This is a genomic window from Paenibacillus sp. 79R4 (assembly GCF_013393165.1).
Classification (GTDB): Bacteria; Bacillota; Bacilli; order Paenibacillales; family Paenibacillaceae; genus Fontibacillus.
On the sequence record NZ_QJOT01000009.1, the window covers coordinates 78,716 to 101,450 of the forward strand.

A 22,735-nucleotide genomic window follows, 5' to 3' on the forward strand; every position below is an offset into this window, starting at 1 on the left:
CTATCTTGCCTGCTTATTTTGACCCTTATATTTCGAAGGAGAAACGCCAAACTGTTTCTTAAACAGGCGGTTAAAGTAGAATTGATCGCTGATGCCTACGAGGGCTGCTACTTCTTTCATATAAGTATGTCCACTTGCAATCAGAGCGGCGGCCTTATTCATTTTCACCGTATTAATATAACTGATCGGACTCATACCAACCTGTTCTTTGAAAACACGGCACAGGTAGTTCTCACTGAAATTCACGTACGTGGAGATCATTTCCAGCGTGATCTTATCCTGATAATGGGCTTCGACATAATCCATGACGTCCAGCACGACCTTCTTCAGGGCAGGCGCATCAGAGGCCTCGTTTACCAGACGAAGATGCTCGATGGCCAAAGTCGCTGTCCTCAATAAGGAGGCTGTATCTTTGCATTGCAGCAGCGCTTTTTTATAGCGCTCATATTCCTCTTCATGATCGACCCGGACTTTGTCTTCACATAACGGAATATACTCGAGGCATTTCAGCATAAAGGCTTTGACGGCGGTAGGGTGGATGCTGCTCTGTTTGCACTGCTCGACAAAATCCTCCAGCAATCCTGAAATGCTTCCTCGTCCCAGCTCTTGCCAGTGGCGCAGCAGCGAGTTGGAATAATCCACGTAATTAGCATGCTCCAGCTCTTGTACAAACCTGATATCCTGCTCGCAGATGACGGAAGAATGCTCATAGAAATTAACATTCAAGGCATCCTTGCAAGCCCAATAGGCCTGCCTCGCCGCCTCATATCCCTGGATCTCACGGGAATAGACGATAAGCGGTTCTACAGAGATATACATCTGGATTAATTTGCGTATTTTATTGATGAAACTTATCGGATCACCTTGGTGCTTCTCCAGCTGCTTCCTGGAGATCATGGCTGCGATGCCGCCCATGCCAACCTGAAATAGTTCGACGTCGCCAGCGTCATCGATGAGGTCGAGAATCGTATTCTCAATGAAAGCGAGAGAGATATCGGATTTCTCATTGTGACCCGCGGATTTGTCCAGATCGAACGTAATGTAGAACAGATAGCAGGGGGTATCCGCCATATTCAAGGTAATTTGCTTGTCCTGTATAAAATGCTCTAATTCATAGTCTGTGTCATGAAAATAATCTTTCAAAATAGAATTCTTAACACTTTTGAGACTGTTCTGCATCATTTGTCTCATATCCTGCTCCTCCAAGGTTTGCTGCTGTTCCTCCAGCAGCTTGGCTGTCTTGTGAAGCTGGGCAATCAGATCATCGGTTTTGATGCTGATCTTGAGCATATAATCGACGGCACCTAGAAGCAATGCTTCGCGCACAAGCTCGTAATCGCCAAAATTGCTGGCAACGATCACCTTGCCGGGATAATTCAGGTTGTTCAACTCCCGGATTAATTGCAGACCGTCCATATTTGGCATTTTCAGATCGGTAATGATGATGTCAGGGTGTAATTTCTCAATTAATGCTAACGCCTCTGCTCCGTCTGAAGCGGTTCCACAAATCGGGAAGCCTAGCGCTTCCCAGGCAATCATCGTTCTCAGTGCGATTTTCACGATAGGTTCGTCATCCACTAGCAGTACATTATACATTGAAATTACCTCCTCATCTAAGGTGTCTTATGCGTAGGTATAATTATTTTACAGCAGGTGCCTTCCCCAATAACACTAGTAATGAACAACCCGTAACTTTCCCCGTAGTAGAGCTTGATTCGTTCATCGACATTGGTAATTCCGATCCCGGACAGCTTCTTGCTATTCGCAACCGTATCCGGGTCTTGAACTACGCTCGTATCGAAGCCTTTACCGTTGTCGATAATTTCGATGCAGATGAGATCATTCTTCTGCTGAACTTTGATCCTGATCTCAATAGCTTTGCTGTGCTCTGACAGTCCATGGATAATCGCGTTCTCGGCGACCGGCTGCAGAATGAATTTCGGGATCAGACAATCAAGCAGCTCCTCATCGATGTCGTATTCAACCTGGAAGCTATCGGCGTAACGAATTTTCTGTATTTCAAAATAGTTGCTTAAGTTTTCGATTTCCTGGCGGATTGTAATTTGCTCGTCTCGGTCCAGGATCGTGCTGCGGAGCAGCTCTGATAAGGAACTGATTCCATTGCTCAGCACCGGAACATGATTGATAATGGCCAGCCAACGCAGCGTATTTAGCGTATTGAACAGGAAGTGGGGATTGATCTGCGATTGCAGCATCTGAAACTCCAATTCCCGCTTGCGTTTCTGATCCAGTCGCTGATTATGCATCAGGTGCTCAATTTCATCCACCATCATATTGATTTTGTAGGAGAGAATCCCCATCTCGTCCTCCTGATCATCCTTAATGCGGTTGGAGAAGTTGCCGGTCGATATTTGATTGCAGAAGCTGATAATCTTCTTGATCGGTTTGACAATGCTGCTGCTCATAAAAGAGATAATAATAATGCAGGTTATGGCCATCAGGATCATAATAATCGTCATGCTGACGGTTATTTTGCTCGTCTCCGAATTGATATAAGAGAAGGGCATCATGGAGATGAGATACCAGCCGATTTGTTCATTGTATATATAAGAGATCTGCTGCCCTGCATTGTTCACCTGCAGGGAGAAGGAATGGATGTCCTTCTGTTGATGTTCTTTAATCTGCTGGAAGAGATCCGGATCGGCATAAGGCCCACCCAGAGGAATCCCTTCTTCATTGGCCGACAGCACGCTTCCATCACGCCCCATAATCATCAGTTTGGAACCGGTTCCAAGATTGACGCTGGATAAAACATTTCTGGAGAATAAATCCCCGCTGATAAAGATAAAAGCATAACCGATAGGTACGGTACTGTCGTCTATAGCATGAATTTTACGCCCGAGCACAACGGTATCAAAGGAACGGATCGTCTTGACATAAGTAAGGCCGTCATAGGGGGCGTTTGCATCCACTTCATGCATCGCTTTCTCGAGAGAGTGATTATCCACCGTCTCAAAACCTAATTCATAGAATAGACGATGGTTCGCATCGAATATGCTTACATTGACAACATGAGACGGGAATATGGTCCGAAAGATAGCGTCCATTGCATCCTCTTTGGCCGTTTCATTGATGGGCTGATGATCCAATCCCTTGGACAAGCTTTCCTGAACAAAATTGTTGGTTGAAATAGAGCCGGCCAAATATTGATAATTTTGCAGCTCGGCCAACAGATTTTTGTTGACCAAGGTCAGGGCCTGATAGGTTGATTTGCTGAGCTTATCATTGATCGATTCCGAATAGAGCTGATAGGAATAATACCCTAGGAACAGGATCGGAAGGATGGATACGACTAAGAAGGTACCAATTAATCGATGCTGGATTTTAAATTGACGTAACATAGAATTGCCCCTTCAATTTGTTAAACATATTTTATCATAGCTTTGCAGCCTCACCAGTAATTCAGTGTACATTTGCTGTGAGTAGATAGAATAATCCATAAAAAAAATAAAATAGTCTATTTTAATTGGAAAATAAGTGGAAGTTTTGATAGTTATGGATAAATGCGGGTTTGAGGGAATGCTTCAAATCTCTTATACTTAATAAAAAGGGATTAAGTGTGTATTCTCAAGGTCGAAGCCGAAAGCTGATTCTCAGCAGCGAGAGGGCTGGAGTAGACTTCTGGAATATCCTCTTTAAGAAGGAGAAGGACAAAAGATGCGAAAAGTAGCCCTTATTACCGGAAGTGCCAAAGGTCTCGGGAAGAAGACGGCGTTGATGCTGGCGGAGCAGGGATGCGATATAGCAGTTAATTACGTACATAGCGAGAGGGAAGCACAGTCCCTGCAGCGCGAGATCGAAGAGCTGGGTGTTCGCGCGATTGCGGTAAAGACGGATATCTCTCGCAGGGAGCAGCTTGAAGGCTTGGTACAGCAGGTGAATGACCAGCTGGGCACGGTGGATATTCTGGTGAACAATGCCGGCCCGTTCATTCGCGAGCGCCGTATGTTCGCTGATTATGATCAGACGGAAATTCTGGCGATGATTGACGGGAACCTGGTCGGGACGATGCTGCTGGACCACCTCGTCTTGCCGGGGATGCGGCAGAAGGGCTGGGGGCGGATCATCCACTTTGGCTTCGGCCATGCTGCCGAGTCCCGGGCGTGGCCGCACCGGGCTGTATATGCCGCTGCCAAGACCGGGCTTGTCTCCTTCACCAAGACGCTTGCCGTTGAAGAGGCGTCATATGGCATCACCGTCAACATGGTATGCCCCGGAGACATCCGCGGCGGCAACAAGGAGATCTCCATACAGGAGGCCCGTGAGCTATCTGATGGGGAGACGCCTCTAGGCCGACCGGGCAGCGGGGAGGATATCGCCCGCGTTATCACTTTCCTGTGCCATTCGGATTCGGATTTTATAACGGGGAATGTAATGGATATATCCGGAGGACTGGACCCGATCCGGCCATGGATTAAGCGATCCGTCGATTGATAAATAGAAAAAACCTGGCCCTTTCGGATTTCCGGAGGGGCCAGGTTCATGATACAGCATAAATGCTGGATTCAATTCCACTGTGCTATATCATTAGAATACTTGTACAACCTCTTGAACGCCGTCTACTTCTTCGAACAATGCACGTTCGATCCCGGCTTTCAGAGTAATCGTTGAACTTGGGCAGCTACCGCAAGCACCCATCAGTTTCAACTTGACGATTCCGTCTTCAACGTCGACCAGTTCTACGTCACCGCCGTCGCGTTGCAGGAATGGACGAAGTTTATCCAGAACTTCGGATACTTCATCATATAATTTATCTTGTACATTTTCACTCATTGTCTTCAGCTCCTTTCGCATCTTATTATAGTACAAATAACTTTAAATTTAAATGCTTATAGAGTTTATTAAAAATAAGCCTTGTGACCAAGCATGGAAATATGGAGGAGATTCGTTTGCGAGCCATTATAGAGTATTGTACCCACAATACAGTCCATGGCACCGAGGAAATTATGGATAAAATAAGGCAGTTGCCCGATTGTGAAGTATACGAGTATGGATGTTTGACGAGCTGCGGGTTATGTTATTTGTCGCCATATGCACTTGTAAATGGAGAGAGCGTTGAGGGCGAAACGGCAGAAGCGCTATATGACCAAATAATGATCAAAATCCACGAAATCAGGATAATTGAAGATTGGCATTCATAGTTGGATAAGAGCAAATAAAAACAGCCGGGGAAATGAAGGCTGTTCTCCGGCTGTAAACATTTTGAAAGCTCAGCTTATTCGTGAACTTCGATCTCGTTGTAGAAGGTGTCCCGTTCTACCGGAATTCTGCCGGCGCCTTTGACCAGCCAGATTAATTCCTTGCGGGTCAGCCCCTCAGGGGTATTGGCCCCGGCTGCGTGGCTAATCCGTTCTCTAACCAGCGTTCCATGCACATCGGATGCTCCAAAGGCCAGCGCCATTTGTGTTAGCTGTACGCCGATGTTGATGAAGTACGCCTTAATATGCTGAATATTGTCCAGCATCAGGCGGCTGATCGCGATCGTCTTCAGATCCTCGAAGGCGGAGTTGCGGCGCATAATCCCCGCATTCTTGTTGCGTGGCTGCATAGACAAAGGAATAAACACCATGAAACCTCCGGTCTCATCCTGAAGCTCGCGAATCTGAGTCATATGGCGTACGCGGTCTTCATGGCTTTCGATTGCTCCGTACAGCATTGTGGTATGTGTCTTCATCCCCAGCTGATGAGCTGTACGATGAACATCAAGATATTGGTCGACATTGGCTTTCTCGACCTTCATCTTCTGGCGATATTGGTCGGAGAGGATCTCCGCTCCGCCGCCAGTCAGCGATTTTAGGCCGGCCTGCCGCAGCGCCACTAACACTTCCCTCGTGCTCATCCCGCTGATGCGAGTGAAGAACTCGATCTCCGCTGCGGTGTAGGCTTTGATCGTCACCTCGGGGAAGTGCTCATGCAGTGCTTTCAATGAGTCGACATAATATTGGAATGGAACATGTTGATTATGACCGCCTGTAATATGGAACTCGCGTACGCCAGGATGAATATGCTGCTCGACGTAGGCAATCATCTCTTGACCGGACAGTGTATATGCGCCGTCTTCTCCTTCATCGCGTCGGAAGTTGCAAAATGCGCAGTGTGATTCACAAACATTCGTGAAGTATAAGGTCATGTTCTCGATGAAATAAACTTTCCTGCCATTCTTTCTTAAATTGACCTCATTGGCCAGTTGGCCGATGGTCAGAATATCGTCGCTCTCATACAGGTATACCCCGTCCTCAAGAGTCAGTCGCTCACCGTTTCTTACTTTATTAACGATTTCAAGCATTCTTTGATCGGTTGTCTCAATCACTGTTGGAATCAATATGTCTACCTCCGTTTCTTCTTTGGATCTGAACTGTGAAAAATTGAACGAAATAGCCGATGCATAACCCGGCTTATATGGATGCAATTTTCATCATATCCCGTAAAACCTCATAAAGAGGTAGTTTAAAAAGTCCCCCTTTGGTCTCAAAGCAAATCATGAAGCTATTCGACATCGAATCTTGAATTCAGCCGGGCCAAAACGTATGCTTAAGAAGTCATATTTCCTACGGAAACATCTCAGGTGCTCACGTACCTTCTACGTACGCTCCGCTCAGTCTCTAGCTTCATCCAACATTCTCGGTGCCGGAGGTCTGGATTTTTAAACACATGCTTAAAATGCGAGTTTAAAAATCCGGGCGGACTCTTAGAACAACCTTTATTATAAACCTTGATTCTTATAGGGGGCAATAAGTCTGGAAGAAAAGACTTAAATTTTAGAGGAAAATCATGACAATTCATAGCGCGTTATAGAACCTGTCTCTTGAGAGGAGTTGCCATGTGGAGTATACTTTTATTAGTGAGAATTCAAAAAAGCAATCCTTTTTTTGAATGACCTCTTGGAAAGTAATCTTAAGGAGGGCGTAGGATGATTGAAATTTCTGAAAGTGCCGTCGAACGAATCAAAGATATGCTGGCCGAACAGGAAATACCGAATATGTTCTTGCGTTTAGCGGTGAAACCAGGCGGATGCAGCGGCTTCTCATATAGTATGGGTCTGGATGATGATGAGAGCGAAGCGGATGTGTTTATGGAGATCAAGGGTGTGAAGGTGGTTGTTGAGAAAGAGAATCTCCGTTACCTGAACGGTCTTGAAATCGATTTTCAGGAATCCGGCATGAGCGGTGGGTTCACTATCCACAATCCAAATGCTATCGCTACCTGCGGCTGTGGACAATCCTTCCGCATGCGTGGTGAAGAAGGCAAGCCAGAAGTTTGTGATTGAGATATATATAAAACACAGTCCCTGCAGAGGTTACTTGCAGGGACTGTGTTTTTTTGTGTTTGCTGTAATTTTGCCTTATAGAGCGGGGTTATCCACAGGGTCAGATTTGTCCTCATTTGATTCACTCGGTTGAGCCGGGTCAATGGAATCATATAAATGCGATTTTCGCTCGAACCAATCGAATAAATGAGTCACGACGACCTTCAATACCGCATATCCTGGAACCGCGAGCAGAATTCCGAAGAAGCCGAACAGATTTCCGGCAGTCAGAATAACGAAGATGATTGTAATAGGGTGAACTCGCAGCGTCTTGCCCATAATTTGCGGCGAGATGAACTTGCCTTCAATTAATTGTACGACCGTCCAGACGACGATCAGCTTGAGCAGCATAAACGGCGATGTGACTGAAGCGATAATCAGCGCCGGTGTAATGGCGATCGCCGGGCCCAGATAAGGCACGATGCTGGTGCAGGAAGCAATCAGGGCGAGAATCAGCGAATAATCAAGTCCGATAATAAGGAATCCGATGTACATCAGAATACCGATACAGAAGCTGACAATGATCTGTCCGCGAATATAATGGCTAATTTGCCCGTTCATCTCGGTCATTACTGTATGAGTGCTCTGCCGCAGGCGGATCGGCACAAATCTAAGAATGTATTGGGGCAGCTTCTTCCCGTCTTTCAGCAGATAGAACAAAATGAATGGCACGGTCGCGATGGCCAGAATGACATCCTTAATTGTCCCAAGGAAGCCGCCAATGCTGGACCAAGCGCTATTTAGAATCGTCGTGGCCTGTTGGGAGAAGGTGTCCCCAATGGTCGACGGATCAAATCCTGTCGTGGACTGGAATTGATGGAAGAAGTCGCTGCCAATCACACTTTCGAATTGAAGCTGAACCTCATAGCTGTATCTCGGGAAGTTATCAATCAGCCGAATGATCTGCTCCTGGAGGAGCGGAATGACAGACACGATAACGATGGTGAGCAAGCCAATAATCAGTAAATACAGGGCAGCGATCGTGTAGACGCGTTTGAGCCCTTTTCTCTCCAGCCAATCGACGAGTGGATTAAGCAGGTAATAGATCGCTCCGGTAAGCAGAACCGGGAGCAGGACTGTTTTTAACAATACGGTAATCGGTCTGAACACGAAGGAGATTTTATAAAAAACCAGTACATTTAAACCGATTAAGAGCAAGATCAATAGAAATAGAACGAAACGGTTGTTAATGAACAGCTTCTTGAAGCGTCCGCTCCATGTCTGTGAGTTTTCCATATAGCCGTAGAACCTCCTGAGAAATCTGTTATATAAATAATACGTTTTAGATTAATATAGTTTCAAATTTTTCAGAAAAAAAGATTCGCACCCTTTCATGGAGTGAAAAGGAACGAATCTCTTTTTGCCTGGATTATGTAGTGATTAGAAGAACTGCCTGTTGACCATGAGAACTACCATTCCAGCCGCGACGACCGAGAAGACGATGCAGCTGATTCCAAGCCCTTTGCTGGATGTCTTGATTGCCTTGAAGCCGAACAGGAACACAATTACCGTAATCGCGGCGAGCACCAGCGACATCGCAACCATACCGAACCAATACAATACTCCAAATAAAGCCGACATACTAACGTCCCTCCCGGTAATCTGAAAATTCTCCTATATCTATACGAGTTGAACTATAAGCTGGGTCAGTGACAGGCAATAGCAGTCGGAAAAACAGTTCACCCGGCTGCCTTCTGTATCATTCCATAGCTCAACTTATACACCTGCTACATACTATACGTTAAATTTGAAATTTTGCATAGAAAGCGGTTGCGAATAAAACAGGCCATTGCCGCGGACAAACATACAAGAAAAAATACATTCATTCGAGTATGAATATCACATAACGGAAAGGGGGACGTCAACCGTGGGAAGACAGTTAGCCAACAAGTGGCTGAAGACAGAAGCACTGCTCGGTAACGAAAGTGTGGCTGCCCACATACCTCAAACACGTAAGTTTAATTCAGAATCCTTGAAGCAGATGCTGCATAGTTTTGGTATGGTCGTCATCAAGCCAGTCCGTGGCGGTGGAGGTTACGGCGTAATCAAGGTAACCTATTCAGGCGGGATTTATTCTTTTACCAATATGTCAAGAAGGTCATCCTTTTCAACTTATGATGCGATGCTCCAGGCATTAAACCGGGTGAAGGTTCGCCGCTCATATATTATTCAGCAAGGCATACACCTGGCCAGGATAGCCGGTCGACCGATCGATTATCGTGTAAAGGTGGTAAAGCAAAATGGAAAATGGACCTATCGGGCAATGGTGGGAAGATTGGCTCGTCCGGGTCTGTTCGTTACGAACCTGTGCAAGGGCGGGACGCAATTGTCTGCTCGCTCAGGTTTAAGCCGTTCATTGCCTAAAGGGATGGCGAAGAAGAAAAGTGCAGAGATGCGTAATTTAACGAATACGTGCATCGGAATTATGGAGAGTTCTTTTCCGGGAATCGAGCAGTTGGGCTTTGATTATGGGATCGATGTCAGCGGCAAGGTATGGATATTTGAGGTCAACACGAGGCCGCAGTAATAAAAATGCAACAAATTTAAGAAATTTATAAAAAATTTTTCTGCGAAATTTTGACACAAAATTCCTGTGAATAACTTTTATCCACATTATCCAATTAGATTTTACAGTCAACTACGCATTTTACTAACAAGTTATTCACAGGATTTCCACAGGTATATGTGGATAACGGAACGCTTGTTCTGTCCGGAGAATCTTGTTATGATTAGAAAAAAATAGAAAGGGTGTATGATCAATGGCGATGTTAACAGATGAGATGTTGCTTGAATCCTATTTTATGGCCACGGAACTCAACCTGGATCGGGAGTTCATCGCACTTCTGTTGGCAGAGATCCATAGACGAGAACTTAATACATCGGACGGTTCTATTTTGCACTAGTTTGGACAAGCAAAGCTTCTCCCGGCCGGTGAAATCTCTAAATTTACTTCACTCGTAGTTAAGGGGATTCCCAAAGATTAACTCGATAAATATAAGCCTCATGGCAGTGTGGACATTGGACAACATGCTCGCAGCCCTCCAGGCTGTGGAGTGAGAGCGCCGAAGTATATTGGTCCGCGGAGCCATAGGGACTATATGGACCCGCATAATCCTCTCTTCGACCGGCATTATCCAGAGTATATCCACAGTCTGGACAAGCTGCAGTTAATGGGGCCAGGCCGTTGCATAACGGGCAGACATAAGGCAAAGGGTATCTCTCCTTTACGACATCATTTTCCTGCGTAAAGTTAAGATACCCTTTTTATTTGAATCTCATGTAGTTATTCTAGTAGAATTTCGAAAAGCTTGGTTTTCAGCCTCGAAGCTGGCCTTCCGATGCGCGTTTGACCAACCCCTATTATAGTTTCATATTGCTGCTATGACCTGGCGACAGCTTCGCTTCCGGATCGATATATACCTTGGCGTTGTTAACAGCAGTAGGCGCTTCACCGAAGCCGACAGCGATCAGGTCCAGCTTGCCAGGATACGTAGCGATATCTCCAGCTGCAAAGATCCCCGGAATCGAAGTCTCCATTCTTGAATCCACGACGATGGCGTTAGATTGAATATCCAGACCCCATTCAGCAATTGGACCAAGAGAAGATACGAAGCCAAAATTAACGATGACGTCATCGACATCGATGATCGATTCTTCCTTCGTCTTAACATGGGCCAGCGTTACTTGCTTGATTTGCTCCTCTCCGTGAAGCTGTGTAATCTCTGTAGGAGTTACGATATTCACACGGGAAGCCATCAACTTCTCAACGCTATGTTCATGAGCCCGGAATTTATCGCGGCGGTGTACAAGCGTTACTTGCTCGGCGATAGGTTCAAGCATGAGTGCCCAGTCGACTGCTGAGTCTCCGCCACCGCTGATCAGCACCTTCCGTCCCCGGAATTTCTCCATATCGCTAACGAAATAATGAAGATTATGTTTCTCGAAGCGAAGTGCGTTCTCAAGCTCAAGACGACGCGGTTCGAATGCGCCTACGCCTGCAGTGATTATAACCGCGTGGGCATGATGAACGTCTTTGTCGGTAGTTACGATAAAATGCCGTTCATCCTTTTTCTCGATTTGTAGTACTTTTTCCTCAAGACGAATGTCAGGGTTGAACATTTTGAGTTGTTCCGTTAAATTGTTCACTAGCTCCTGACCTGTAACTTTAGGAAAACCGGCAATATCGTAAATATATTTCTCAGGATAGAGGGCTGCTACTTGTCCACCTAACTGAGGCATACTTTCGATTAATTTGACGGAAGCTTTTCGCATTCCGCCGTAGAAAGCGGCGAACATACCTGCCGGGCCTCCTCCGATAATGAGAAGGTCGGTAAATTCTCCGTTGGCATTCAGGGATGACACAGACTTACACCTCCAGATCATTTCATGAAGTTTTTATATTGTCATTTCTACTTTATTATAATCTCCCGCTGTGGTCTTGCAAAGCTAACGCGATATTTGTCGAATTTCCAATTTATGCGACCCTAGAAATGCCCGCAAGTGGCGTAAAATAAGACTTGATCTTTTATACAAAAGTCGATATTATTCAAATTGTATGCACTTAAATTTGTGACGAAAAAAGCACATTTGAAAATTTTACACTGTCATTTTTTTGCTTTAAAATGGTTATAAGGGTTACAATATTTGTGAGAAATATCATAAACTTCATGATTGACTAATATACAAACTGGTTATTATTTTTTTATGTGGTTATTTTCACATTAAAATAGGATCCGGATAGAAAAAAATACAAAAATAGAGTGTTTGAGACTGGAAGGAGTACTAGAGATGAGTACCATACCTAAAATCGTCATTCTCGGTGCAGGATATGGCGGAATTTTAACGGCGCAGCGTCTGCAGAAGGAACTGAATTATAATGAAGCAGATGTAACCTTGGTTAATCGACATGATTATCATTATTTCACAACGCATTTGCATATGCCAGCTGCCGGGACGGATTCAATCGAGCATACTCGGGTGTCCATTTCGAAGTTAATCGATGAATTCAAAATAGACCTGGTTAAATCCAATGTCAAAGAAATTCGTCTATCAGACCGTAAGGTGATTCTTCAGGATGGGACTTTATCTTTTGATTACCTCGTCATTGCACTTGGCGGGGAGCCTGAGTCATTTGGCATTCCGGGGCTGTCTGAATTTGCGATGACGATTCGCAGCATTAATTCGGTTCGCTTGATCCGCGAGCATATTGAGTATCAATTCGCTCTATATAAGCTGGACGAGAGCCGCACTGACCGTCTCAATTTTGTCGTGGGCGGAGCCGGCTTCAGCGGCATTGAATTCGTTGCTGAATTGGCTGACCGTATCCCGCGTCTGTGCAAAGAATATGATGTCGATCCTAGCCTCGTTAATATTTATAATGTGGAGGCTGCTCCAGCGATTTTGCCGGGGTTTGATCCTGAACTGGTGGAATATGCCCAAAATGTGCTGGTGAAGAAGGGCGTTCAATTCAAGATCGGCATCGCGATCAAAGAGTGCATGGAAGATGGAGTGGTGCTGGCGAATGGAGAAGTAATCCGCTCCGCTACCGTCGTATGGACGGGGGGAATTCGCGGCAATCGTCTGGTCGAGGCCGCTGGCTTCGAGACATCCAGAGGCCGGGTGATGGTTGATGAATACTTGCATGCACCGGGTTATGATCATGTGTTCATTATTGGCGATAACTCCGTTATGCTTAATCCGGAAGGGCGACCATATCCGCCGACCGCACAAATTGCCATGCAGCAAGGGGTAACATGTGCGCAAAATGTTGTGGCTTCGATCCGTAACAAGGAACTGAAGAAATTCGTCTTCAGCAACAAGGGGACGGTGGCTTCCTTGGGCAAAGGCGAGGCGGTGGCCAGTGCGTTCGGCAAGAAGTACAAAGGCTGGGTCGCTGCTCAGATTAAGAAGCTGGTGGATATCCGATACTTGTTTACCATTGGCGGGATTCCGCTCGTTCTGAAGAAAGGCAGATTCCTGTAAAATGAGACATTGCAGCGTGCAGGTAAGAGGTTTGTTAACCCGGGAGGAACTGGATCGTTATAACGCCTTGATGGAGGTCGGCTCCTTTCTGGAGAAGCAAGGGCAATATGACTTATCCTATGTGATCCAGAAAGAAGTTGATATTCTGATCCTGCCTGCCATAGAGCGCTTGAAGGAGAAGAGCAGGGACCGCGACCGGGCGACTGCGGAATTTCTGGAATCGCTGCGCAGGCTTGAGGAAGAGGAAGATAGCGAAGAATAATATGATAGAGTTGTCCTATTAGTCGTTCAAGACGAGATGGGACAGCTCTTTTTAGAATCAAGGCAGCACAAATCGTATGACGTCGGCCATAAAATATAGAACTGTTGTTTTTGCCTAATAAACGTTTGTGGTGTTCGTTACACGCAGCGTAGAGAAAAAAAGAGCTATCCTTAGTCATGACTAGGGATAGCTCTTTTTGAATGGAGACTGTTTGACTGTCTCTATTAGATTTTGAGCATGTCTTCGAACAACTGTTCATTTAACAAATTACCTACAAAGAAGGAACCGAACTCACCATAACGAGCACTTACTTCATCAAAGCGCATCTCATAAACAAGTTTCTTGAACTGCAGCGGGTCATCGGAGAACAATGTGACTCCCCATTCCCAATCGTCCAGACCGACGGAACCGGAAATGATCTGCTTGACCTTGCCGGCATAACTGCGTCCAATCAAACCGTGACTTCGCATCATCGCGCGTCTCTCATCCATAGAGAGCATGTACCAGTTATCGCCTAGATCCCGCTTTTTATTCATAGGATAGAAGCAGATATGCTTCGATTTAGGAAGAATAGGCTGCAAACGGGCCATAACTTCCGGGTTCTCCTTGGGATCTCCTCCGCCGGAAGCGAGATAATTGCTAAGCTCTACTACACTGACATATGAATAGGCTTTGTTTGTATATTCGGCAAAGGTCGTTTTATTAAAAGCATTCTCCAAAGCATTCAGCTCCTCAAGCGAGTCGCGGAGGTGCATGAATACAAAATCAGCCTTTTGTCCAAGGATAGAATAAACGGCAGTACTGCCCGTCTTGGATTGCTCTAATAAGTCCCATTCCTGCAGAAAGGTGTGAAGCTCCTCCAGGGCGCCAGCACGCTCTTCATCATCAGTCTCTTTCCAGGCGGTCCAGTTCATGGTGCGGAAATCATGGAGAGCATACCAGCCTTCCAGGGTTAATGCAGCTTCGTTCATTTTATGATCACTCCTAAATAATCATTAGGTAGGCATAAGTATATGCACTGTCACCATTGTATCCTAATATGATCGGCAGGAGCAAATGAAAACGTTATAAAAATAAGTAAAGTTCATTGCTTTGCAACATTTTTTTTAGTAAACTATCTACTAGTTATAAATAGTGTGACCTTTGTTATAGTGTACATAAGGGGTGAGGTTCGTGGGATGGCTCATCGTATTGATATTGATGGTATTGTTTTTTGTCATGATGTTTGGGATCGGATTCATTCTTAATATGCTAATGAAAACGACATGGTTCCCCGCTTACGTGTTCGTCATTATCATCGTCCCGGTAGTTGTATATACGCTATGGGATCATGATAGGAGTCTGGGGCTTTATTTGTCCTCATTCCGTCTCGTTGATTATTTGACCGCTGTGGCTGGTCTGGCAGGAGCAATCCTGAGCGGATGGACGATACGCAAGCTGCGTTTTGCCGGTTATAAGATGTTTTAGATTTACAGGTTCATACTTAACAGATGGGAAAAAGCCGATAATGCTGCAGTTTGAAGCGTTATCGGCTTTGTTTTGTCGATTTTTTAGAATTATTGCCAGGGAAATGGCATGATTTTTGTAAGGTTTAAATGATTCAAGTAGAATCATTTTGTGATAGAATATAGAAACATTGATCGAACGTGGACAAGTTCAGAGGATGATCAATTCCGTATCGAATCAGATCCTCAGAAGACGTTTCAATAGAGTATGACCATTTAATTGTGGGAAGGGGCGATGAAGCCGTGCGCATGAACAACATGCTGCATTTTACTGAAAATCATCGTTACTGCGTATATCGTGACTTCAGTCTCAGTCCTGTTGACGGGAAGACGCTTAGTCTAATCTATCAGCCTATGGTCGGGGCTTTTGCCATTTCACTATATCGGCTCCTGGTGGAGCAGGTGCCTCAGGATCAGGTCGGCTATTCACGAGTTGAGCAGCAGCGGGTGCTTTTCTTGACTTTGGGGATTGATCCGAGCGAGAGGGGACGCACTTATCTCGTAGAGCAGACATCCAAATTGGAAGCAGTCGGCCTACTGCAGACGAGCCGGATGTATATGACGGATAGCGATGAGTATATGTATGAATACGAGTTGCAGCCGCCTTTATCGCCAACGGAATTTTTTAATACTCAGCATTTGACGCTGCTGCTGCGCGACAAGATCGGGAAGTTTGCCGTCTTGTCTTTGCGTGAACGGTTCTTCAGCAAGGAACCGGGGGATATGTACGGCTTGTCTCATAACAAAGAAAATATTACGGTTCCGTTTTATGATATTTTTGAATTAAATACTCATTCCATAGATTACGAACTGGAGCAGGCGATCGCCGAGACAGCTCTGGCTCGGCAAAGCGGAGGCCCGCTTGATGCGGAAGAAGAGCGGATTAACTATGCGGATATTATTCTTCGCTTCCCGCGCGATTCGGTAAACCGTTCTCATGTCGAAGGGCTTCGCTTCAATCTGGAAGGGATGGGCGTGCTTAATTTTGTGTCCCGGAAATTCGATTTAAGCGTCCAGGATCTTTGCCGCCTGCTGGATGAGGATGGGGTATTTGATCCAAGCGGAGGCATCCTGCTGGATGAGCTGCAGCATCGGGCGAATCTCCATTTCCGTCAAGGCAAGCGGCGCAACGAGGAACGGGAAGTGGCCTACGCCAAGGTTGTCTCTATTGCTCGGGAAGAAGAGGAACAGCTGGAAGAGTTCCCGGTACAGATGGAATATTATTTGGAGGTGCCCAAGCAATTCATTAACAAATGCGATATTCATCAGTACAACATGATGCTCCGCAATGAGCCGTATACGCGCCTCTTGAGAACTTTCTTCCCGGGAGCTGTTCCTGACAATTTGCTGGATATTTTTACGAAGATCGATTTGAATTATAAATTGCCAGGTGAAGTCATCAATGTTCTGATTCATTACTTGATGTCGTTGCTAACTTCCAATACAGAGCAGCGGATTAATCGCAATTTTGTGGAGGCGATTGCTTCCAATATGCTGATGAAGCAAATTAATACTTATGAGAAGGCGGTTGGCTACATCCGTGAGCAGTCTAAGGTCAAGGCCAAATCCACCCCAGAGGCGCAAGATGGGGCGGGCCGCAGACGCACCTACAAAGGGCGTCAAGCCACTGGCAAGAGCAAGCCGGAAATTCCTATTGTGCCGAGCTCTACCCAGGAGGAGGGCGTCTCGGATGAGGAATTCGCGGAGATGCTGAAGCTTGCGGAACGGATGCAGGCGGGCAGAAACAATGAGGCTTAATCGGGAAGGGGGACGCAAGCCATGGATTCACTCGGTCAAATACTGGCAGGAATGAAGAATAGCAACCTGCTCAGGCGGTCGGAGCAGCTTAAGGCGGAGCTGTTGAACGATCCGCTTGTACTTGAACTGCGCGCGAAGCATCCCGAACTGGACGAAGAGCAGTTGATTCGAGATATGGCCAAGCTATATCAATACGTAAATGACAGCCGTCATTGCGCCAAGTGTCCCGGGCTCGATCAATGTCCTAATGATTTCCCCGGCCATTTCACGAAATTAACCGTAGAGAACAATACGCTTGGTCCGCAAATCGTCGCTCGCCAGGTTCCTTGCTCGAAACAACTGCAAAGGGAGAACGAGCTATCGATTCAGAAGAAGATCCGCAGCTTCTATGTCGATGAGCGGGCCCTTCAGGAAGGTTATGATGAAGTCGAGATTCTCACCAAGGATCGTGTCCGTGCGCCTGCCGTAACCCAAGTGCTTCGCTATATCAGCGCTACAGAGGAGGGCGGTTTGCAACCGCGCGGCTTGTATCTGGAAGGCAACTTTGGAACGGGCAAGACCTTCTTGATGTGCTATCTGCTGCACAAGCTGGCGAAGTCGGGATATTCCGGGGTCATTGTGTATATGCCGGAATTTGTAGAGGACCTGAAGTCGATGCTTCAGGATTCCCAGAAGCTGAAGGAGACCGTTGAAGTGATGAAGCAGGCGGACCTGCTCATCTTTGATGATATCGGGGCGGAGAATTTGAACCCATGGGTTCGCGATCATGTCATGGGCTCGATCTTGAATTTTCGAATGAATCGTAAGCCGACCTTCTATACCTCCAATTATTCCTTGGAAGCGCTGGAGCAGCATTTGAGCTTTACAAGCAAGGACGGGGAGGAACGGCATAAAGGCCAGCGGCTGATGGATCGGATCGCTCCATTCGTAGATGTGGTGACCGTCACTGGCAGCAATAAGCGCGGCAAGAGATTTTAGATGGGATGAATGGGAATCATCGGTCATATATATCCACAGACGCAAAGAAGACCTCGGCAACAACCCTTACCTGGGATTGCGAGGTCTTCTGTGTGTTATCCAAGCGTAGATTAGAAAAATATCGGCCGGACTGCCTTGACCGACAGCAGCAGCGATTAGGCTAGCTGGCGATAAATTTCAAAATGACCATGCCGAAGAAAATAACGGCCATAAGGGTGAGCATACCGAAAAAACCATTCATCAGATCGAACAAATCGTTGCGCGGCTCTTCATTGATATGCTGACGCGGGTCGTTCACATGCGGGTTAGCATCCATGCGGGCGAGGCCTCCTTAAACAACTTTTATGTAGCGTCAATTAAAAACATCATAGACAAATCGATATTTGGATATTCTTAGTATAACCAATCGCTTTTAAGTTTGTAAAGATGATGCCTGAACGCGAATTCCCATTTACTAAAAAGTTATGTTATAATGTAATCCATAGCGTCAACATAGGGCGCTACTATACCATTACTGATTAGTTAGGGAATGCTGTGGCTGGCTTCATACAGGCATTCCAGTAACATACAAGGAGGAGATATCATGGCAATAGTAAATGTTTCCGATCAATCTTTTAACAGTGAAGTCGAAAGTACGGGTACCGTTCTGGTCGACTTTTGGGCGCCTTGGTGTGGTCCTTGCAAAATGATAGCGCCAATTTTGGAAGAATTGTCTGGTGATTTGGGGGATTCGGTTAAAATCGCAAAGGTAAATGTGGACGAGAACCCTGAATCCGCATCCCGTTTTGGCGTAATGAGTATCCCAACTCTGATCTTGTTCAAAGACGGCCAACCTGTCGATAAGGTTGTTGGCTTGAACTCCAAAGATGCGCTGAAAAACATGATTGCCAAACATTAATTTGGCCAGCTGATTTAGAGTGCTACAACTACGCCTCCGGCATGCCCGGGGGCGTTTTCTGTGCAGAACAGCATCATGTAGTGAGAGGGGGAGAGGACAATGAGCAATAGCCATCATTCGGATACCTATGCCAAGGAAATGCGGGAGAAGGAGCAGGCGATGGAAGCGATCCGTCACAAGCTTGCGCTGCTGCCGGATCTGCCGGGCTGTTATTTGATGAAGAACAAGAACGGCACGATTATTTATGTCGGAAAGGCCAAAATCCTGAAGAATCGTGTGCGCTCCTACTTCACTGGCAGTCATGACGGGAAAACTCAACGGCTCGTCTCGGAGATTCGCGATTTCGAATATATCGTTACCGGCAGCAATATGGAGGCTCTTATTCTGGAGTGCAATCTGATCAAGAAGCATTCTCCCCGATATAACGTATTGTTGAAAGATGATAAGAGCTATCCATATATCAAAATTACAAATGAACGTCATCCGCGGCTGGAAGTCACGCGGAAGATCCTTAAGGATAAGGCTAAGTATTTTGGACCCTATCCGAACGCTTATGCAGCACAACAAACGAAGAAGCTGCTCGATCGGATGTACCCGCTGCGCAAGTGCAATGTGATGCCGAAGGAGGTTTGTCTGTATTATCATATGGGCCAATGCTTGGCGCCCTGTGTCAAGGAAGTGCCGCAAGAAACCTATGACGAGATGATTCAGGAGATCGTATCCTTCCTGAATGGCGGGCATGAGGAGATCAAGCAAGAGCTTCAGCGCAAGATGGAGGAAGCGGCAGAGGAGCTGTACTTCGAGCGGGCAAAGGAGCTGCGGGATCAGATCAGAAGCATAGACGCTCTGATGGAGAAGCAAAAGATTACGATGAATGATGCGAGAAATCGTGATGTATTTGGCTTTGCCGTTGATAAGGGCTGGATGTGTGTACAGATTCTATATGTAAGACAAGGGAAAATGATCGAACGGCATGCCTCGGTATTTCCGTTCTATGGGGAGGCCTATGGTGACTTCTTGTCCTACGTAACACAATATTATAGCGACAATCCTGCGCTTCCACAGGAGATTCTGCTGCCAGATATGAAGCCGGGACAGCGGGAGGAGCAGGCGGGCGAAGACGTCGAAGGGCCAGTTAGCGAGGCTTCGGATGATGAAGGCGGAGAGCTGCTTGATGCGGAAAGTGGGGCAGCCGCTTTGCAGAACTGGCTGAATGTGAAGACGCTGGTTCCCAAACGGGGACTGAAGCGTCAGATGACGCAGATGGCCTTTGATAATGCCCGCGTTGCGTTGGACGAGAAATTCCGTCTGATCGAGCGGGATGAGGAGCGAACCTCCAGGGCGGCGGAGAATCTGGGCGTTGCTCTCGGCTTGAACGAGCTGTCTCGGATCGAAGCGTTCGATAACTCGAATATTCAAGGAACCAATCCGGTATCGGCGATGGTCGTATTTATCGATGGCAAGCCGGCCAAGAAGGAATACCGCAAGTACAAGGTTCGTACGGTTCAGGGCCCTGATGATGTGGAGACGATGCGTGAGGTGGTGCGGCGCAGATATGAGCGCGTGCTCAAAGAGAATCTGCCGCTTCCTGATCTAATCGTTATGGACGGCGGCAAGGGGCAGATGGCTGCGGCCAAGGATGTGCTGGAGAATGAGTTGGGACTGTTCATTCCCGTCTGCGGTCTCGTGAAGGATACGAAGCATAAGACGGCCCAGCTTATGATCGGCGATCCGCCGGAACCGGTGAATCTGGCTCGGGATAGCCAGGAGTTCTATTTGCTTCAGCGCATTCAGGATGAGGTGCACCGCTTCGCGATTTCTTTCCACCGCGAGCAGCGGGCCAAATCGATGGTCGTATCTCAGCTAGACGCGATTCCCGGTGTAGGCGAGAAGCGGCGCAAGCAGTTGCTGAAGCATTTCGGATCGCTGAAAAAAATAAAAGAGGCCTCGATCGAAGATTTTCGGCCTCTTTCTATTGGAGATAAACTCGCACAAACTATTATGGATTCGCTTCGGGATGAGGAGTCGGAATAAACGGCTCCTCTTTTTTTATTGGCCCAAGCGGACGTTCCTTATGCGCTGGATTGAAGCGGTAGATCAGATAACCGACAATGGCTGGCAGTACCAGATAGAATAACCCGGCGGCTATATTCAATCCTCCGCCCATGACCATCAGACTGATTGACATCAGTATCGTATCAAAGATGACGTGGGAGAAGACAGCGGTAATAAATCCGTAGCGCAGAAACACGAAGCTGAACAGCAAGCCGATGAACATGAGCTCAATAGGCCGCGAAATGACCGGATATATCGGATACAGGGTATGGCCGAAAGCCCAGATCAGTGAAGTAATCAAGCTGGCTACAAATGTGCTGCGGAACATCTTCTTCAGCATAGCGATTCCGAATAGTCGGTATACGGCCTCCTCTCCGATACCTGCTACCCAGGCCAGCAGCGGGAATAGCAGCGGCAGAAGCATGTTGTAGGTGGATTGGGAGGCATCTGTCGTCGACCAGGTGTGAATCGTATTTTCGAGAGCCAGGAAAATAATGGACTGTACCCCGAGCAAAATCAGCGCCCAGGCATACCCGTTCGTCATCGCTGTCAGCACGTGGCGTCCATAACCGGGTTCTTTGGCCCTTGGCCAGAGATTCCGCCCCTTCTGTCTCCAGAGCGCATCGCCACCCACTAGCGATACATAGATAGAGCCGGACAGCAGGAGAGTAACTACACCCTGGATCACGAAGCTGAAAATAAGTATGGAGTTGCTCAGGCTATCCTTTTGTAAATAGGGCAGCATGTTGATTGCTCCGACCATACTTAGGACAAAATAAAGAGAAGCCAAAAAGAGACCCCGCTTAAAAGAGGTGTAAGCTCTTGTCACTATGCTGTATACGATGGCCAGAACAGCCAGAACGAAGGTCAGCAGCCCATAACCTGCAAAGGTAAGGATGTAGGCGAGCGTCTTTTGACTACTGAGATACTCGTTGTAGGAATTCGGAACGGTGAACTTCGTCTCCATGGAAGCTACTGTGCCGTATTCAAAATAGAATTGGATCTGGGCCCGCGACTGTCCGATCTCGTAATTTGGCAATCCATACAGCAGCCCATATTGCCCTTCAGCGGTAGCCAGCTCCAGATCGGCTTCACTCACTCCTAAAGCCTTCAGGTAAGGTCGGACCAGCTGCTCTTTATCAGCCAGGTTGATATCGCCTTCCCGGGCCACCAGGGATCGTGTATTCTCGCGACCGTAGTCGAGTAAAGTCTGCTTGGTGGCATTGCTTGTCGAGATGACCTTCTCAAAGGCGACGACGTTCCCCTCCTGCATATTGACATCAATGCTCAACAGGCTTAAGATGTCGTCCGGGTCCGTAAAGGCAACATGGAAAACGTCATAAGGAAATTGTTTGCCGTAGGATTTAGAATATTGGCGGATTAAATTTTCCTTCGTCAAATAACCAAACAGTTCAGGTTTTGTATCGTATGTAACGTGAGCGTTCTGGAAATTACCGTTGATGCCAAGCTCCGTCTGAGCGAATGAAGCAGCGGCTTGCCTGGCTTGTTCTTTGCTGATGGTCTTGCTTAATTGCTGCTCCGGCTCGTTCACAGAAGGCAGCCAAAGCTGCAGGACGATGAAGAGGACCAATCCAATTGCAGCAAGTATCCAGAGTGCTTTAGGTTTGAGCAAGATCCCAGGTGAGTTCTTGGAAGTTTGCATGTTTACAGCTCCTTTAACACTTTTTTCTATAACAAGAAATTGTTCAATGAGTCCGCTTGTCATAACCGGGCGAGAGAAGTGGGTGTGACATAAAGCGTAATTCTCAGAAAACACGTCAATTAAAGATAACATAGGAAACCTTAAATTTGCCAATCGGGCTTTAGTTCACGAGAATCTGCAATATCTCTGGTAAGGTCTCGCACGGCTCAGATAATGGAGTATCATAATCATAGTTTCACTCCTTTTAGGCCTTTTTCGAGTTATTTAATCCAAAAGAAACTTTGTTATTACACGCCGATAAGGCTTA

Annotated in this window: 22 protein-coding genes; 12 read left to right on the forward strand and 10 right to left on the reverse strand. The window is 46.6% G+C overall.

Going from position 1 to position 22,735, the window contains the following annotated elements:
• The gene (locus DMN77_RS14400) at positions 1-1,596 is read right to left on the reverse strand and encodes a response regulator (RefSeq protein ID WP_179015511.1); all 1,596 of its coding nucleotides are present in this window, start codon (positions 1,594-1,596) and stop codon (positions 1-3) included.
• Between the two features lie 17 nt (positions 1,597-1,613).
• Positions 1,614-3,362, reverse strand: a complete 1,749-nt coding sequence (locus DMN77_RS14405; protein WP_179015512.1) for a sensor histidine kinase — start codon at positions 3,360-3,362, stop codon at positions 1,614-1,616.
• A 316-nt stretch (positions 3,363-3,678) separates the two neighbouring features.
• On the opposite strand from DMN77_RS14405, the gene DMN77_RS14410 reads away from it, so the two are divergent.
• Positions 3,679-4,455: an SDR family oxidoreductase gene (locus DMN77_RS14410; RefSeq protein WP_179015513.1), complete on the forward strand. Its 777-nt coding sequence runs from the start codon at positions 3,679-3,681 to the stop codon at positions 4,453-4,455.
• A gap of 93 nt (positions 4,456-4,548) precedes the next feature.
• Here DMN77_RS14410 and DMN77_RS14415 read toward each other — a convergent pair whose 3' ends face one another.
• Positions 4,549-4,794: a NifU family protein gene (locus DMN77_RS14415; protein WP_068777957.1), complete on the reverse strand. Its 246-nt coding sequence runs from the start codon at positions 4,792-4,794 to the stop codon at positions 4,549-4,551.
• A gap of 101 nt (positions 4,795-4,895) precedes the next feature.
• On the opposite strand from DMN77_RS14415, the gene DMN77_RS14420 reads away from it, so the two are divergent.
• Positions 4,896-5,162 (forward strand): YuzB family protein, encoded by a 267-nt coding sequence (locus tag DMN77_RS14420; RefSeq protein ID WP_179015514.1) that lies wholly within the window; start codon positions 4,896-4,898, stop codon positions 5,160-5,162.
• Positions 5,163-5,236: 74 nt separating this feature from the next.
• Here DMN77_RS14420 and mqnE read toward each other — a convergent pair whose 3' ends face one another.
• A complete protein-coding gene (mqnE, locus tag DMN77_RS14425; RefSeq protein ID WP_068777990.1) occupies positions 5,237-6,307 on the reverse strand; it encodes an aminofutalosine synthase MqnE in 1,071 nt (356 codons plus the stop codon).
• Between the two features lie 624 nt (positions 6,308-6,931).
• On the opposite strand from mqnE, the gene DMN77_RS14430 reads away from it, so the two are divergent.
• Positions 6,932-7,288, forward strand: coding sequence for a HesB/IscA family protein (locus DMN77_RS14430; protein ID WP_068777955.1), 357 nt, complete (start codon positions 6,932-6,934; stop codon positions 7,286-7,288).
• Positions 7,289-7,363: 75 nt separating this feature from the next.
• Here the strand turns inward: DMN77_RS14430 and DMN77_RS14435 are convergent, their stop codons facing one another.
• Together DMN77_RS14435 and DMN77_RS14440 are read right to left on the reverse strand one after the other, a co-directional pair.
• Complete coding sequence (locus tag DMN77_RS14435) at positions 7,364-8,563, reverse strand: AI-2E family transporter (protein ID WP_068777954.1); 1,200 nt, start codon at positions 8,561-8,563, stop codon at positions 7,364-7,366.
• A gap of 144 nt (positions 8,564-8,707) precedes the next feature.
• Positions 8,708-8,908, reverse strand: coding sequence for a hypothetical protein (locus DMN77_RS14440; RefSeq protein WP_179015515.1), 201 nt, complete (start codon positions 8,906-8,908; stop codon positions 8,708-8,710).
• 286 nt (positions 8,909-9,194) lie between these two features.
• Between DMN77_RS14440 and DMN77_RS14445 the strand changes: the two genes are divergently transcribed.
• Complete coding sequence (locus tag DMN77_RS14445; protein ID WP_068777952.1) at positions 9,195-9,854, forward strand: YheC/YheD family protein; 660 nt, start codon at positions 9,195-9,197, stop codon at positions 9,852-9,854.
• A 232-nt stretch (positions 9,855-10,086) separates the two neighbouring features.
• On the forward strand, positions 10,087-10,230 hold the full coding sequence (sda, locus tag DMN77_RS14450; RefSeq protein WP_148466487.1) for a sporulation histidine kinase inhibitor Sda: 144 nt from the start codon (positions 10,087-10,089) through the stop codon (positions 10,228-10,230).
• 457 nt (positions 10,231-10,687) lie between these two features.
• Here the strand turns inward: sda and DMN77_RS14455 are convergent, their stop codons facing one another.
• Positions 10,688-11,689 carry an NAD(P)/FAD-dependent oxidoreductase gene (locus DMN77_RS14455; protein WP_068777951.1) on the reverse strand — a complete coding sequence of 334 codons (1,002 nt, stop codon included), beginning with the start codon at positions 11,687-11,689 and terminating at the stop codon, positions 10,688-10,690.
• A gap of 426 nt (positions 11,690-12,115) precedes the next feature.
• Here DMN77_RS14455 and DMN77_RS14460 point away from each other — a divergent pair, with 426 nt between their 5' ends.
• A complete protein-coding gene (locus DMN77_RS14460) occupies positions 12,116-13,309 on the forward strand; it encodes an NAD(P)/FAD-dependent oxidoreductase (RefSeq protein WP_068777950.1) in 1,194 nt (397 codons plus the stop codon).
• Position 13,310: 1 nt separating this feature from the next.
• On the forward strand, positions 13,311-13,571 hold the full coding sequence (locus DMN77_RS14465; protein ID WP_068777949.1) for a hypothetical protein: 261 nt from the start codon (positions 13,311-13,313) through the stop codon (positions 13,569-13,571).
• Positions 13,572-13,795: 224 nt separating this feature from the next.
• Here the strand turns inward: DMN77_RS14465 and hemQ are convergent, their stop codons facing one another.
• Entirely contained in the window at positions 13,796-14,542 is a 747-nt protein-coding gene (gene hemQ / locus DMN77_RS14470) for a hydrogen peroxide-dependent heme synthase (RefSeq protein ID WP_068777948.1), read from the reverse strand.
• A gap of 202 nt (positions 14,543-14,744) precedes the next feature.
• On the opposite strand from hemQ, the gene DMN77_RS14475 reads away from it, so the two are divergent.
• From DMN77_RS14475 to dnaI, 3 genes are all read left to right on the forward strand, one after another.
• Positions 14,745-15,038, forward strand: a complete 294-nt coding sequence (locus DMN77_RS14475) for a YuiB family protein (RefSeq protein WP_068777947.1) — start codon at positions 14,745-14,747, stop codon at positions 15,036-15,038.
• A gap of 281 nt (positions 15,039-15,319) precedes the next feature.
• On the forward strand, positions 15,320-16,834 hold the full coding sequence (locus DMN77_RS14480; RefSeq protein WP_179015517.1) for a replication initiation and membrane attachment family protein: 1,515 nt from the start codon (positions 15,320-15,322) through the stop codon (positions 16,832-16,834).
• 21 nt (positions 16,835-16,855) lie between these two features.
• Positions 16,856-17,812, forward strand: a complete 957-nt coding sequence (dnaI, locus tag DMN77_RS14485; protein WP_179015518.1) for a primosomal protein DnaI — start codon at positions 16,856-16,858, stop codon at positions 17,810-17,812.
• 160 nt (positions 17,813-17,972) lie between these two features.
• Here the strand turns inward: dnaI and DMN77_RS14490 are convergent, their stop codons facing one another.
• A complete protein-coding gene (locus DMN77_RS14490) occupies positions 17,973-18,128 on the reverse strand; it encodes a YqzM family protein (RefSeq protein ID WP_127002435.1) in 156 nt (51 codons plus the stop codon).
• Positions 18,129-18,395: 267 nt separating this feature from the next.
• Between DMN77_RS14490 and trxA the strand changes: the two genes are divergently transcribed.
• Together trxA and uvrC are read left to right on the forward strand one after the other, a co-directional pair.
• Positions 18,396-18,710 carry a thioredoxin gene (gene trxA, locus DMN77_RS14495; RefSeq protein WP_068777944.1) on the forward strand — a complete coding sequence of 105 codons (315 nt, stop codon included), beginning with the start codon at positions 18,396-18,398 and terminating at the stop codon, positions 18,708-18,710.
• A gap of 99 nt (positions 18,711-18,809) precedes the next feature.
• The gene (gene uvrC / locus DMN77_RS14500; protein WP_306294251.1) at positions 18,810-20,744 is read left to right on the forward strand and encodes an excinuclease ABC subunit UvrC; all 1,935 of its coding nucleotides are present in this window, start codon (positions 18,810-18,812) and stop codon (positions 20,742-20,744) included.
• Here uvrC and DMN77_RS14505 read toward each other — a convergent pair.
• Positions 20,710-22,428 (reverse strand): CPBP family intramembrane glutamic endopeptidase, encoded by a 1,719-nt coding sequence (locus DMN77_RS14505; protein ID WP_179015519.1) that lies wholly within the window; start codon positions 22,426-22,428, stop codon positions 20,710-20,712. The genes uvrC and DMN77_RS14505 overlap by 35 nt on opposite strands.
• Between the last annotated feature and the right edge of the window lie 307 nt (positions 22,429-22,735).